At 68.7% G+C, this 13,925-nt stretch carries 8 protein-coding genes and 1 pseudogene; 7 read left to right on the forward strand and 2 right to left on the reverse strand.

Going from position 1 to position 13,925, the window contains the following annotated elements; all coding sequences use genetic code 11:
* The 3 genes from Q0066_RS10465 to Q0066_RS10475 all read left to right on the forward strand — a co-directional run.
* Positions 1-2,041 (forward strand): heavy metal translocating P-type ATPase (locus Q0066_RS10465; protein WP_298132651.1); only part of this gene is annotated, 2,041 nt, incomplete at its 5' end.
* 422 nt (positions 2,042-2,463) lie between these two features.
* A complete protein-coding gene (locus Q0066_RS10470; protein ID WP_298132653.1) occupies positions 2,464-4,077 on the forward strand; it encodes a stealth family protein in 1,614 nt (537 codons plus the stop codon).
* Positions 4,074-5,669: a stealth family protein gene (locus Q0066_RS10475; protein ID WP_298132655.1), complete on the forward strand. Its 1,596-nt coding sequence runs from the start codon at positions 4,074-4,076 to the stop codon at positions 5,667-5,669. Before Q0066_RS10470 ends, Q0066_RS10475 begins: the two co-directional genes overlap by 4 nt.
* 190 nt (positions 5,670-5,859) lie before the next feature.
* Here the strand turns inward: Q0066_RS10475 and Q0066_RS10480 are convergent, their stop codons facing one another.
* The gene (locus tag Q0066_RS10480) at positions 5,860-7,095 is read right to left on the reverse strand and encodes a glycoside hydrolase family 16 protein (protein ID WP_298132691.1); all 1,236 of its coding nucleotides are present in this window, start codon (positions 7,093-7,095) and stop codon (positions 5,860-5,862) included.
* Positions 7,096-7,104: 9 nt separating this feature from the next.
* Positions 7,105-8,511: a family 16 glycosylhydrolase gene (locus tag Q0066_RS10485; protein WP_366521515.1), complete on the reverse strand. Its 1,407-nt coding sequence runs from the start codon at positions 8,509-8,511 to the stop codon at positions 7,105-7,107.
* 153 nt (positions 8,512-8,664) lie between these two features.
* Between Q0066_RS10485 and Q0066_RS17560 the strand changes: the two are divergent.
* From Q0066_RS17560 to Q0066_RS10500, 4 genes and pseudogenes are all read left to right on the forward strand, one after another.
* Positions 8,665-9,153, forward strand: a pseudogene (locus tag Q0066_RS17560) (glycosyltransferase); the annotation flags it as partial.
* 45 nt (positions 9,154-9,198) lie between these two features.
* Positions 9,199-10,872 (forward strand): glycosyltransferase, encoded by a 1,674-nt coding sequence (locus Q0066_RS10490; RefSeq protein ID WP_298132659.1) that lies wholly within the window; start codon positions 9,199-9,201, stop codon positions 10,870-10,872.
* Between the two features lies 1 nt (position 10,873).
* The gene (locus Q0066_RS10495; RefSeq protein ID WP_298132660.1) at positions 10,874-12,385 is read left to right on the forward strand and encodes a glycosyltransferase family 2 protein; all 1,512 of its coding nucleotides are present in this window, start codon (positions 10,874-10,876) and stop codon (positions 12,383-12,385) included.
* Positions 12,386-12,524: 139 nt separating this feature from the next.
* The gene (locus Q0066_RS10500) at positions 12,525-13,925 is read left to right on the forward strand and encodes a right-handed parallel beta-helix repeat-containing protein (RefSeq protein ID WP_298132662.1); all 1,401 of its coding nucleotides are present in this window, start codon (positions 12,525-12,527) and stop codon (positions 13,923-13,925) included.

The following is a 13,925-nucleotide window of genomic DNA, read 5'->3' on the forward strand; positions in this document are numbered from 1 at the left end:
TGATCACAGCGGTCATGTCGGACACGGTGACCACTCCGGCCACGGCGGCCATGCGGGCCACGCCGAGCATTTCCGGCGGCTGTTCTGGGTGATGCTCGTCCTCTCGCTGCCCGTGGTGGCGCTCTCCCCCATGTTCGCGATGCTGGTCGGCTACCCGGCGCCCAGCGGCGTCCTGGCCTGGGTGGCGCCGGTCCTCGGCACGGTGATGTACGTCTGGGGCGGACGTCCGTTCCTGACCGGCGCGGTGGACGAGATCCGGTCCCGGCAGCCCGGGATGATGCTGCTGGTCGGCTTGGCGATCACCGTCGCGTTCGCGGCCAGCTGGGGTGCCACGCTCGGCATCCTCGACCACTCGCTGGAGTTCTGGTGGGAGCTGGCGCTGCTGATCGTGATCATGCTGCTCGGCCACTGGGTGGAGATGCGATCACTCGCCCAGACCACCAGCGCCCTGGATTCGCTGGCAGCACTGCTGCCCGATCAGGCCGACGTGGTTCGTGGCGATGACATCGTCACGGTCGCGCCGTCCGAACTCGGTGTGGGCGACATCGTGCTGGTCCGGCCGGGCGCCAGCGTGCCGGCCGACGGACGGATCGTCGACGGCGAGGCTGAACTGGACGAGTCGATGGTGACCGGCGAATCGCGGACGGTACGCCGCACCATCGGCGACCGGGTCGCCGCCGGCACCATCTCGACAGACTCAGCCATCCGGGTCGAGGTGACCGCGACCGGCGACGACACCACCCTGGCCGGCATCCAACGCCTGGTCGCCCAGGCACAGGCGTCGAGTTCACGGGCCCAGCGGCTGGCGGACCGCGCGGCCGGGTGGCTGTTCTGGTTCGCACTCGGCACGGCGGCGTTGACCGCCATCGTGTGGGCCGCTCTCGGCTACCCGGACGACGCGGTGCTGCGTGCCATCACGGTGCTGGTGATCGCCTGCCCGCACGCCCTGGGCCTGGCGATTCCCCTGGTGGTGGCGATCGCGACCGAGCGGGCGGCCCGGGCCGGCGTGCTGATCACCGATCGGTTGGCGCTGGAGTCGATGCGCGAGGTCGACACCGTCGTGTTCGACAAGACCGGCACCCTGACCAAGGGTCAGCCCGGCCTGATCGACGTCATGGTCGCAGCCGATGCCGACCTGGACGAAGACGGTGTGTTGGCGCTGGCGGCGTCCGCGGAGTCCGACAGCGAGCACCCGTTGGCCCGGGCGATCGTCCGCGCCGCCGACGAGCGAGGTCTCCGCCTCCCGGCCAGTTCCGGCTTCCGCTCCGCGCCCGCGCTGGGCGTGTCGGCCACGATCGACGGACGCACCGTGCAGATCGGTGGGCCGAGGCTCCTGGAGGAAACCGGAGCGTCCCCGCTGACCACCTCGGATTCGGACGACGGCGCGATCGTGCTGCATGTGCTGCGCGACAGCCGGGTGATCGGACGGCTCAGCCTCGCCGACGAGATCCGCCCCGAGTCTGCCGAAGCGGTCCGGCAGCTGCATGACCGGGGCGTCTCGGTGGTGCTGCTCACCGGCGATGCCCGCGCCGTCGCCGATCAGGTGGGTCGCGAGCTGGGCATCGACACGGTCATCGCGCAGGTGCGGCCCGAGGACAAGGCGTCCGAGATCGTCCGGCTGCAGCGTGCCGGTAACAAGGTGGCGATGGTCGGCGACGGGGTGAATGACGCCCCCGCACTGGCCCAGGCTGATGTCGGGCTGGCGATCGGTGCCGGCACGGACGTCGCGATCGGGTCGGCGGGCGTCGTGCTGGCCGGAGACGATCCGCGTTCGGTGATCTCGGTGATCGACCTCTCCCGGGCCAGCTACCGGAAGATGCGGCAGAACCTGTGGTGGGCGGCCGGCTACAACCTGGTCACCGTGCCGCTGGCGGCCGGCGTGCTTGCCCCGATCGGGATCAGCATGCCGATGGCGATCGGCGCCCTGCTGATGTCGGCGTCCACCCTGGTGGTGGCGGCCAACGCGCAACTGCTGCGCCGCCTCGACCTCACGCCGGGTGCCCATCCGGTCGAGGGAGAGCCCGCCGGACAGCGGAACTGAGTCTGATATCGACCCCAGAGTGGGCAGCACGCGTCACAACATGCAGCAGGCACGCCGCTCCAATCCGGGCGTTCGCCAGCCACTCTGGGGTCGATATCAGAACATCGTCTAGTAGCGCCGGGGATCAGTTGCGCGGCGACGCCGTGGGTCGTTCGCTGGCCTGATGACCGCTCCCCCGGTTCGGCGGCATCCACCCCCGTGACGCTCAGCGTCGGCGACCTCAACCGTTCGGTCTGCCGGTACCGCGATCTACGCGGGGACATGGTCACGTGCCGTGTCCCCGACCACATCGCCCTCGAGTTCTACACCCGATCCTGAGAAGCAATGGCGGATGCTGAAAGGCCGATGAAGGCCGTCGGTGCGGCACTTGAGCGTGTGACATACTCAATGGGTTCCCCCCAGGACGCGACTAGGTTGGTGGTATGCGGAGGCCGTACAGATCCCTGCGGCACCGCCTTTCCCGTCGGTTCACGGCGGTCGGACGCGGTCTCGAACCGATTCCTCGGCGCCGCCTTCACCGGGTCAGCGATCAGGTAGCGACGCTGCGCCGCCAATCCATCGACGGCACCCCCGAGCCGGTACAGCAATTCGACTTCTGGGCCACGATCTCCGCCATCGCCGAAGCCGCCACGGTGGCCCTGACCCGGGCCGGTATCGAGGTCGTCCGGCTGGACAACGACGGCCGCAGCATCCTCGCCATTCCCGCTGAAGCACGCTCCAGTGCCCTGGCCGCGCTCGCCGCCGACCCGACGATCGCCCAGTGGTGGATCACGGGGCCCCGCAAGCGCACATTCAAGGTGTCCGAGTTCCGACGCAGCCGATCGGTCGACGCCACCCGGCTCACCCTGTTCCGGCTGCTCGCCGCCCCGAACGGCGAGCCGATCACCGACGCGCGGTGCGGTGTCAGCCTCCAGTTCTGGGAACTCGCCGAGGCCGGGACGGAACGCCCGGACGGCGGCCTGCACAGCCCCGGTACCCGGCTGGCTCCCGCCCGCAACCCGCTGGCCGGCTATCTCACCGCAGACCTGTGGCAGCAGGCCCAGGACGACCCGAAGCGCCGGCTACGACCTGCGTCGCCGCCGCATCTGTTGCACATCACCGAGCCCATCGACATCGTCTACACCTGGGTCGACGACCGCGATCCGGCTTGGCGGCAGCGCCGCGCCAGCGTCGAGCCGACACCCAACGGGCTATCCACCGACGCATTGCACGGCGGCCGGACCGAGAGCCGCGACGAGCTTCGCTACTCGCTGCGTTCGCTCTGTTCCTACGCCGGTTGGTACCGCAGAATATGGCTGGTCACCGACGACCAACGTCCGTCCTGGCTGGCAGACGATCCACGGCTCACCATGGTGTCGCACCGCGATATTTTCAGCGACCCGAGCGTGCTGCCCACGTTCAACTCGCATGCCATCGAATCGCAGCTGCATCACATCGACGGGCTGGCGGAACACTTCCTGTACCTCAACGACGACGTGTTCATCGGACGCCCGATCCGCCCGGAAACCTTCTTCACCGGCACCGGCCTCGCCAAATTCACCCTTGCGCCGGTCGCGATCGACCGCCAGGACAAGCCTGGACGGTTGAACGGCGCGATGCTGGCCGCCCGCAACAACCGGGCTCTGCTGTCCGCCGATCTCGGCCGCACGGTGACCAATCGGGTGCAGCACATTCCGCACGCCCATCGCCGCAGCTCGCTGGCCGGCTTCGAAGCCCGCCATCCCGACCGGGTGGCGCAGGTCGCCGCGTCTCGTTTCCGCAGCGCGGACGACCTGTCACTCAGTTCTGAACTCGGCCACTACTGGGCCTACGCGCACGGCCAGGCGGTGACAACCACGATGTCCTTCCGCTATGTCGACATCGGTTCTCCGCTGGCCGACGAATACCTGGACAGCCTGCTCGCCCGCCGCAACTTCGACTGCTTCTGCATCAACGACGCGGGCCCCTACCAACAGCCGGTCGACGGTGCCCGGGTGACCGACTTCCTGGCCGAGTACTTCCCGGTACCCAGCCCGTTCGAGCGGACGGCACCGTGACCCTCACCGATCGTCTTCGCCGACCGCTCCGAACGCTCCGGGCCCACCTGCAGCGCCGCCGCCGGCACGCCGACGACTGGCTGTGGCAGCGCTGGCCGCAAGCCTGGCGGGCGCCGCACGAAGTGGTGGACCGCTTCGACACCTGGGCCTACCTCGACGACCTGCAAGGCCGGCTGTCGGAGCTTCTCGACAGCGCCGGTGTCGACCATGTCGTGCTCGACACCGGGAGTCTCCCGGATCCCCGGATCGCGGTGCGCGCCCCGGACGCCGACCGGGCGCTGGTTGCGATCGCCGACAGCTTCGCGGGGCGTCCCTGGTGGGCGGCACGCGTGCGCTCGGGTCTGATCGGACCCGCTCGTCCGGTGCGGCAGCAGCGAGCCGGCGGCGCGGACGGCGTGCTGATCTCGCGCAATCTGCTGTCTCCGGCGGGCATCCCGCTGACCGATTCGGAACTGGGTGTGCTGATCGAGTTCTGGAGTGTCACCGACGCCCCGACCCGCCGTTCGGGTGGCAGCCAGTTGCCGCCGGGCACGATCATCGCCCCCACGTCCAACGGTGTGCTCGACTACATCGACGCCGATCAGTGGGCGCAATCACAACATGAGGGCCACCGGCTGCCCGCGACGCCCCCTCACCTGCTGAGCATGGTCGAGCCAATCGACCTGGTCTACACCTGGGTGGACGGTAACGATCCGGCCTGGCTGACCCGCAAGGCGGACGCGCTCGGGCTGCCGTCCGAGGCCCGGTACAGCAGCGACGCAGCCATCGACGCCAGGTTCGCCAACCGCGACGAGTTGCGTTACTCGCTGCGGTCGGTCGAGATGTTCGCCAGCTGGGTGCGCCGCATCTGGATCGTCACAGACGGCCAGACCCCGGAGTGGCTGAAACCTGACGATCGGCTGCGGATCGTCGACCATCGCGAGATCTTCGCCGATCCGGACGCCCTGCCGGTGTTCAACTCGCATGCCATCGAGTCGCAACTGCACCACATCGACGGCCTGGCCGAGCACTACCTCTACCTCAACGACGACATGCTGTTCGGGGCGCCGGTGCGGCCCGAGCACTTCTTCAACGGCGCGGGGCTGATCAAGATGTTCATCTCGCGGGTCGCAGTCATCGACCCGGCCCCGCGCAACGAGGACGACCTCGCGGTCAGTGCTGCGGCCAAGAACAACCGGGCGTTCCTGGAGCGCGAGTTCGGCCGCACCATCACCCACAAGCTGTGGCACACCCCTCAGCCGCACATCCGCTCGGTGATGGAGCAGTTCGAGCAGGAACAGCCCGCGCTGTTCGACACCGTGATGCGGTCGCGGTTCCGCAGCGTCGCCGACCACGCCCTGACCAGCTCGCTGGACGGCTACTACGCGATGGCGAACGGTCAGGCGGCACCGAGCCGGATCCGCTACGGCTACCTCGACCTGGGGTCGGTGGACGCCTGGAAGACCCTGGAACTGTGGCTGCGCCGCCGCAACCTGCAGTGCCTGTGCATCAACGACTCGGGCGCGGAAGACCCCGCGGTCCAGCGCGCGAACGATGCCGCCCTGCGCGACTTCTTCGACAACTACTACCCGGTGCCGAGCCGCTGGGAGTGACGGCGGCTCCGCCGGCAGCGTCTCGACACGCTCGACCGGCGGTGGTGGGGTTCGACCACGCCGACTCAGGAGATCCCGGGTCGAGCCCGGGATGACGAGAATGCATCCCGACCGACGAGGTGGCGGGCCGAGCCCAGCCTGACGGAACTGCCTCCCGAGCGACGAGGTCCCCGGTCCCGGGATGACATCCCTATCGGGTGCGCCAGGCCCGGACCCAGTCGACGTCCATCGTGAGCGGCAGCTTGGGCTTGGGCACCGAAGCCGCGTCGACGCCTGAGCCCGGCCGAGCGTCGGGCTTGGTCAACCGGTAGGTTTCCCAGTCGGAGCTGAGCAGGCTGATCACGACGTAGTAGTTCGCCGGAGCCAGTGCGACCTTCAGTTCGCGGGTGAGCTTGCCGTCCAGCCGGAACTGCACGCCGCTGCGGTCCCATTCCACCGACACCGTATGCCAGGCGTCCCACCACTGCGGGTCGGCCACCAGGTCGGTGGCGACATAGGACTGGGTGCCGTCGGCCGGGTGTTTGGTGCCCCTGACGTGGATCACGTTGGTGATGCCCCGGCCGTAGCCGAAGGTCTCGATCATGTCGATTTCCTGGGCGGCGTCCGATTGCAGCCAGACCGAGGCGTGCGCACCGGGCGCACGGGGGAACTTGACCCGGGCCGCCACCATGCCGGACGGAATCGTGAATCGGTCCTGGGTGCTCACCATCGCGTTGTCGAAGACGCCCTCGGGGCAACCCGCGGTCTTCTGACCTGCCTGCGCCTGCTTGCGCTTGGCGCTGGCGTTGACCCGGGCGGTGACGGCCTTGGACGCCTTGGACATGGACAGCGTGATGATGCCGTCGGCCACCTCGACGTTGCTCTTACGGGGAGCCGAGCACCAACGGCCACCCGCGTCGTAGATGTCGGTGAGCCGGTAGTCCCAGGGTCGAGGCAGTGACGATCCGTCGAACCCGCTGTTCAGCACCCGATTCCACTGGTCGGCGGCCTTCGCGGTCGGTGTCGCCACCGCGTCGCGGGTTTTGGCCGTGGGGAGTGCGACGGCACGAAAGGTGCCGCCCGTGCCCGGCGCCAGGAACTCGGCTGAGCCGGCTCCCGTCATCTTCGCCGACGCCACCTGCTGCCAGCCCGAGTCGGTCTGTCGCTGCAGGGCGACCGGTCGGCCCTTGGCCCGCTGGCTGGCGCCGAAAGTCGCGCGGACCAGGGTCGAATCTCCGTAGTCGACCGGGGACACCTCCAGCGCGGCCGCCGCATCCTGTGAGATCCGCCCGGTCGGCGACGACTGCTGCGGTGTCGGCGTCCCGGACGGCTCAGGTTGGCTGCTGGCCGTGGTCGGGGCGGGCGACATCGGAGCACTCGGCGGCGTGGTCTGACCCGTGCAGCCGACCAGCACCGCGCCGGCCAGTGCCACGGCCACAATGCGCATCCGCACGGCTCAGGCCTTCTTCCAGACGCGGATCCAGTCCACCGACATCGACGGCAGGCTCTTCTGCTTCTTCACCGCGGACTTCTTCACCCCGGACCCGGGCCGCGCATCGGGCTTCTTCACCCGATAGGTCTCCCAGTCGGAGCTCAACACGCTCAGCACCAGCTGGTAGTCGGCCGCCTTCATCCCCTTCAGCTGCCGGGTCTTCGCCCCATCGAGGTAGAACGCGATCGTGCTGTCGTCGAAGCTGACGGCCACCGTGTGCCACTTGGACCACCAGCTCTTGCTCTTCACCGTGCTGACCGCGACATAGGCATCCTTGTCGACCTTGGGATCCTTCTTCAGCGTGGAACCGCTCAGCCGGTGGATCACATTCGTCACGCCGCGCCCGTAGCCGTACGCCTCGATGATGTCGATCTCCTGACGGTTGCCCGCCTGCAGCCAGATGCCGGCATGCGCGCCCTGGCCCTCGACGAACTTCACCTTGGCCACGACCGTTCCGGCGGTGAACGACTCACCGCTGCCCTGGGTGGTGATCATCGCGTTGTGGTAGACGCCACCGGGGCAGCCCGGGGTCAGTGCGGAACGAACCGCCTTCGCCTTCTTCAGCGAAGCCTCTGCCTTCTTGATCGCGGCACTGCGCTTCTTCTTCTGGCTCGTGGTGTTGCTCTTCATCGCCTTCGCCTTGACGAGGGCCGCCTCAGCCTTGCTCACCGCGCTGTCGGCCTTTTTCACCGCGGACGCGTTGTCGGCCTTCTGCCGATTCTTGGCGCCAGCGGTGGCAGTCTTGGCCTCGCTCGCACCGACGTTGGTCATCTTCAGCACGGCGGAGCCGCCGGAAACCGACGTGTTGCCACTGACTGGTGCCGAGCACAGCCGGCCATTGGCCTGATAGCCAACCTCATCGCGGCTTCGCCACGTCTCGGACAACGGCCCGGCCGTGAACTCGTCGGCGAACGACGGCGCGGCCAGCTGCCGAGTCTCGCCCACGACCTCGGAGCTGGCCTTCTTCTTATTCTTCTCCTTGTAGCTGAACTCCTTGGCGACGGCTCGGTAATAGCCGGCGTCGCTGGCGACGATGCCGAAGTTGACCGCACCCTTCGAACTCATCTTCACCGACTTGACAGTGGTCCAAGCCTGTCCGTCCGACGAGCGCTGGAGATTCACGACACGATTCTTGTCGAGCTTCGTTCCGGAGAACTGAGCGGTGATGGTACGACCCGCACTCAGCGTCAGCTTTCCCGCCGCGGCGGCCTGACTCACCCCTGCCGGCGCCACCAGCGCCGCCACCGTCAACACCAATCCGACGGCGACCGCCGCAATGCTCCGAATCATTCGCATTCGCACAAACCCTTCCGGCCAGAATCCTCCACCGGCGATGTGAGGAGATGGATCGAGTCTATAGGTAAATGCCATTGTCACGACCACCCGGCACGGTGCCTCGGGTCGCGGTGCCGGTGGTCGGCAGCGGTCCAGCGCGACACCTCGCGGGCTGGGCCGGAGCGGGACGTCCCACTCACGGTAGGCTGCGAAGACCCGCGTTCGCCGACCCCCCGAGGGAACCGCTCCATGCCCGCTGTGTCTGTGATCGTTCCCGTACACAACGGGGAACGACAACTCCGGGAGTGTCTGGGCTGCCTCACCGCCCAGACGCTGACCGACCTCGAGATCATCGTTGTCGACGACGGGTCGACAGACGCCACTGCCGCCATCATCGACGAGGTCGCCGCGCTGGACGCCCGCGTCCGACGGCTCACCGGTCCCGCGATCGGCAGTGCCGGTGCCGCCCGCAATGCCGGCCTGGCAGTAGCCACTGGCGACTATCTCGCCTTTCTCGACAGCGATGACCGGTTTGCCCCCACGCTGCTGGAGGAACTGCACGAGAAAGCGGTGGCCGACTCTGCCGACATAGTCTTAACCAGATTCAGAATCGCGGACGATTCCACCGGCGATGTCTCGCCGGTGGAATGGGGAGTGAGACTGAGACACTTTCCGCGGCGCACCCCGCTCGCCCCGAGCGCGCTGGGTGACAACCTTTTTCTCGCGGTCAACCCGGCGCCTTGGAACAAGCTCTTCCGGACAGAGTTTGTTACTGGCACTAACTTGCGGTTTCAGGAGCTGAGGCGCACCAATGACCTCTACTTCACTGCGCTCGCGTTGGCGCACGCGGAGCGAATCAGTTACATCCAGACCTACGGCATCGACTATCGGGTCGGGCACGGCACCAGTCTTCAATCCACGCTGCACGAGTCGCCTCTCGATTTCGTCGACGCGCTGACCGCCATTCGTGGCGAGCTGGAGCGGATCGGACGCTGGCCGGCACTTGAGCGCGCCTTCACGAATCTGGTGGTGGAGGTCAGCCTCACCGCTCTGCGCAAGGCCGGCACGGCCGAGTCGTTCGCCACCGTCCACGAAGCTCTCCGCGAGGACGTGCTGCCACGGCTCGGGGTCACCGGGCGGGCCGACGACTACTTCCTGCGCCGCGACTACCCCGCGCTGGTGGCCGACATCCTGGAGCGCAGCACGACCGAGCTGATCTTCCAGCGGCTACAGCAGGCCCAGCAGCAGGCGGCGTCGGCGCGGGCGCAGGCACACTCCGCCCTGCTCGCGGTGATCGATCCGGGCCCGGACGGCGCCCCCGGGCCGGACGCTGCCACGCCGACGCCCGCGTCGCCCACCTCGCCCACCAGCGGACTTGCCGACGCCGATGGCGTCCCCCGCCCCGACGTCAGCGTCATCATTCCGGTGCACAACACCGAGGCCTACCTGCGGGACTGCCTGGACAGCGTGCTGCGGCAGTCGGGCGTCGACATCGAGATCATCTGCGCCGACGACGGATCCACCGACGCCAGCGGCACCCTGCTGGCCCGGATCGCCGCATCCGAGCCCCGCGTCCGGGTCTTGGCCCTGTCGCACGCGGGGCAGTCCCAGGCGCGCAACGCGGCACTCGGAATCGCCCGCGGCCGCTATCTGTGCTTTGTCGACAGCGACGACTTCTGGCGCTTCGACGGCCTCGCCGAGCTGGTCGGCCACGCCGACGCCGAACAGCTCGACCTCCTCGCCTTCGACGCCGAGTCCATCCGGGACCCAGGGGTGGGAGACCGCCGGTGGCAGCGGATGGCCACCTTCTACCAGCGCCCCGGCGACTACCGGGAGACCTCGAGCGGACCCGGGTTGCTGGCCCGGATGAACGCACGACGGCACTATCGGGCGAGCGCCTGCCTCTATCTGGTGCGCCGCAGCGTCATCGAGGCGAACGACATCCGTTTCCGGCCCGGCATCTCCCATGAGGACAACCTGTTCACGTTCCGGGTGATGCTCGCCGCCGGCCGCGCCGCACACCTGCCGGCACGGCTGTACGGTCGTCGTCTCCGTCCGCATTCGATCATGGGCACGGCGAGTCGTGCGGTGGCGGCCCGCGGCTATTTCGTCTGCGCCGTCGAGATGCTCCGGCTGGTACACGGACGCCGCTTCGAACCCGAAGTCGCCCGGCAGATCGGCGCGGTGATCCACCGGGTGCTGCGACAGGCCAGCGAGCAGGCCACCGGGCTCGGCGCCGATCTGGTGGAACGCATGGGCACGATCGACCCGGCTCCCGACGCCCAAGCGCTCTATCGGCTGATCGCCGAAGCCCACGCCGATGCTCAGTTCCGGCGCAAGCGGCCCTCCCCGCCACCGCATCCCGTCCGTCGGGTCGCTGCCGGCGTCCGGCGCCGGCTGCGACGGCTGGCCCGTGCCACTGCCGACCTGGCTCGTGCGGCGAGAAGGAGCAGGTGAGATGGCCCGGCTAGGCAATCTGCTGCGACGGCTGGAACCCGGCGTCACGATCGTCGTCCCGGCGCACAACGTCCAGCGCTACCTGGCACGCTGCCTCGATTCCGTACTGGCGCAGACCTGGTGGGATCGCTGCCGCATCCTGGTTGTCGACGACGGCAGCACCGACGACACCGGACGGCTCGCCGACGAGTACGCAGCCGCGCACCCCCGCATCGCGGTCGTCCACCAAGCCAACGGCGGTCCGGGGGCCGGGGCGGCCCGCAACAACGGGCTCGACCTGGTCCGCACCCAGCAGGTGCTGTTCCTGGACGGCGACGACGAGTTGACGCCCCGCGCCATCGAGCTGCTCAGCGGCGCCGCCGCTCGCCACGGACGCGACCTCGCGGTGGGTGCCACCGAGCAGTTCCCGCAGTCCCGGACGTGGCTGTGGACGCCCTATTTCGAGGCCGGCAGCATCCGTGACGTCGCCATCGAGGACGTCCCGCTGCTGGCGCACGACGCCCGCACCTGCAACAAGCTGTACTCGACCCGATGGCTGCGCCGTTCAGGTCTGCGGTTCGCCGAGGGCATCCACCATCAGGACACCGTGGTCAACGTGCCGGCCATGCTCCGCGTGCCGCGTTTCGCCCTGGTCGGCGACGTGGTGCACCGCTACCGCAAGCGGGCCGAGGGCGGCTCGGTGATGGACAGCCACTTCACCCGGCTGGACAACTACTGGGATCACCTGAAGGTGATCGAAATGCTGGCCGGCATGCGCGAAGGGCTGCTCCCGGCCCGCCGTCCGCTGCTCGACGCGTTCATCGTGCGCAGCTTCCAGGGCTTCGCCCGGCGTGCGCCGGGCACGCTGCCCACCGAGCGGCTGCCCGAGTTCTTCCGCCGGACGAAGACGGTGGTCGAGCGGATCGACCCGGCGGTCATCGAGCAGGCGACCACGGGTGCCGACCAGCGCGCGGCCTACGTGACGATGCTCGAGGACGACCTGCCCAGCTTCCTCGACCTGGACGCCCGGGTCGGCCGACTGCGGGCGCACCGCGGCGACCTCTATCTGGACCTGCCCGACAGCAGCGACGCCATCCGGCAACTGGTCCGCACCGGGGCCACCCGGGCCTGGGCCGACCAGCTCAGCGTCGACGCGACCTGCCTGCGGCTCAGGGTTCGGCTGCGGATCCAGGGAGCCAGCCACCTGGACACCGCTCTGGACGGCGTGGTGGCGCGACCCCTGCAGGACGGCGACCCGATCGGCGAATGGCCGGTGACGCTGCACGCCGACGACGACGATCCGCGGCAGCACACCGGCGAACTGGCGGTGCCGCTGGACGCGCTGCCCGACGGCGCCTTCACGGTGCGGCTGGGCTTCCTCACCCCGACCGGCGGCACCGCCCGGTGGCTGCGTCGTCCGCCGGACGCCGCGGCCGAGAGTGCCCACAACGGTGCCGTCCGCGTCAGCCTCGGCACCCGGGACGACCGGGCCGAGCTCCGACTGACCCGGACCGGTGAGGGAACCATCGACTGACGCATCCGCGTTCAGCTGGCTGTGTATCCGCCTCATCCGGGGACGATGCGAGCGGTCGTCGAGAGACGCTATACTGCTGCCTTCGGGGGAAATACATGGGGGATTCAGGATCAGCCGACCCAGGAAGTCTCCAACCGAAATGCCAGGAACCCCGCAGCGGCGCATCATCACCGTGCTCGCCGCCACCACAGCCACTCTTGCCAGCTTCGCGATCGCACCGGCCGCGCACGCCGTCGACCTCCGCGAGGCCACCTCAGCACTCGCCGTCGGCGGACGTTACCAGGTGATGCGGATCAACCACACCGGTGACATCACCGCCGAACTGGCCGCCGCCACCAAGTCCGCGGCGAGCGCCAGCCAGCCTCGAGTCGTCTCCCTCCCCGCCGGAACCGTCAAGCTCACCGCGCAGATCAGGGTCGCGAACAACGTCTACCTGGTCGCCGATCCCGGAACGACGGTGGTGCTCTCCAAGTCGGCCGATCAACTGCTCTGGTTCAACGCCGTCAACGGCGGCGTCTACGGCGGCATCTGGGACGCCGACGGCAAGGCGTCCAGTGTGATCGGCACCAAGGCGTCCACGGTGCGGGTGGCGAACGTCACCGTCCGCAACGCCAAGAAGAACGGCATCGTCGGCTACGCCAGGACCCAGCTCACCCTGGCCGACGTGACCAGCACCGGCAATGCCAACGACGGCGTCCACGTCGCCGAGGCCTCCAGGCTGACCGCGTCCAACGTCCGGGCGGTGAAGAACCGCCGCAACGGCCTGCAGCTGTCCAGCGGCGCGAGCGGCACCATCACCGACAGCGCACTCGACAACAACGGCCTCGCCGTGACCGGCTCCACCACCGGCAAGGTCGGGCACGGCCTGGGCGTCGCCTCGGCACGAGCCACCGTGACCAACACCAGCATGTCGTCGAACAAGGTGTGCGGCGCGTCGCTGACCGGCTCGGTCGAGATCACCCTGGCCAGGAGCACGCTGTCCGGCAACGGCCGGCACGGCGTGGGGACCACCGCTGGGGTGAAGGCCACGATCAGCGACAGCGTGGTCAGCAACAACCGGTACAACGGCGTGCTGGCCTCCGGCTCCGGCACCCACGTTCGACTCGCCAGCGTGACCATCAGCGGAACCTCCCGCCACGGCCTGTCCGTGCCGTCCAAGGGCTCCGCGACCCTGCAGGGGTCGACGATCACCACCTCGGGGCGCAGCAACATCTCGGTCTCCGACAAGGGCACCCTGTCGGTGGACAGCGAGAACCGGCTGACCGACGGCAAAGCCGAGGGCATCACGGTGACCGGCCAGTCGAGGCTGACGGTCAGCGGCACGGGCAACCTGGTCCGCGCCAACAAGGCCAGCGGCCTGGTGGTCTCGGGCAGCGGCACCAGCGGACGGATCACCAAGTCGGTCACCTTCGAGGCCAACCGCAAGTACGGCATCCTGGTCAAGACCAAGGGCAAGCTCGCGACGGTCACCAACTCGTTCGTCAAGAACAAGTCGGCGACGATCTACAAGCAGAGCGGCGGCAAGGTCACCAAGATCTAG

The organism is Micropruina sp. (assembly GCF_027492755.1).
Lineage (GTDB): Bacteria > Actinomycetota > Actinomycetes > Propionibacteriales > Propionibacteriaceae > Micropruina.

Bases quoted from the DNA above. Each gene is read 5' to 3' on its own strand.
- Q0066_RS10485 (WP_366521515.1), bottom strand. From the start codon at position 8,511: ATGGCATTTACCTATAGACTCGATCCATCTCCTCACATCGCCGGTGGA.
- Q0066_RS10480 (WP_298132691.1), bottom strand. From the start codon at position 7,095: ATGCGCATTGTGGCCGTGGCACTGGCCGGCGCGGTGCTGGTCGGCTGC.
- Q0066_RS10500 (WP_298132662.1), top strand. From the start codon at position 12,525: ATGCCAGGAACCCCGCAGCGGCGCATCATCACCGTGCTCGCCGCCACC.
- Q0066_RS10495 (WP_298132660.1), top strand. From the start codon at position 10,874: ATGGCCCGGCTAGGCAATCTGCTGCGACGGCTGGAACCCGGCGTCACG.
- Q0066_RS10470 (WP_298132653.1), top strand. From the start codon at position 2,464: ATGCGGAGGCCGTACAGATCCCTGCGGCACCGCCTTTCCCGTCGGTTC.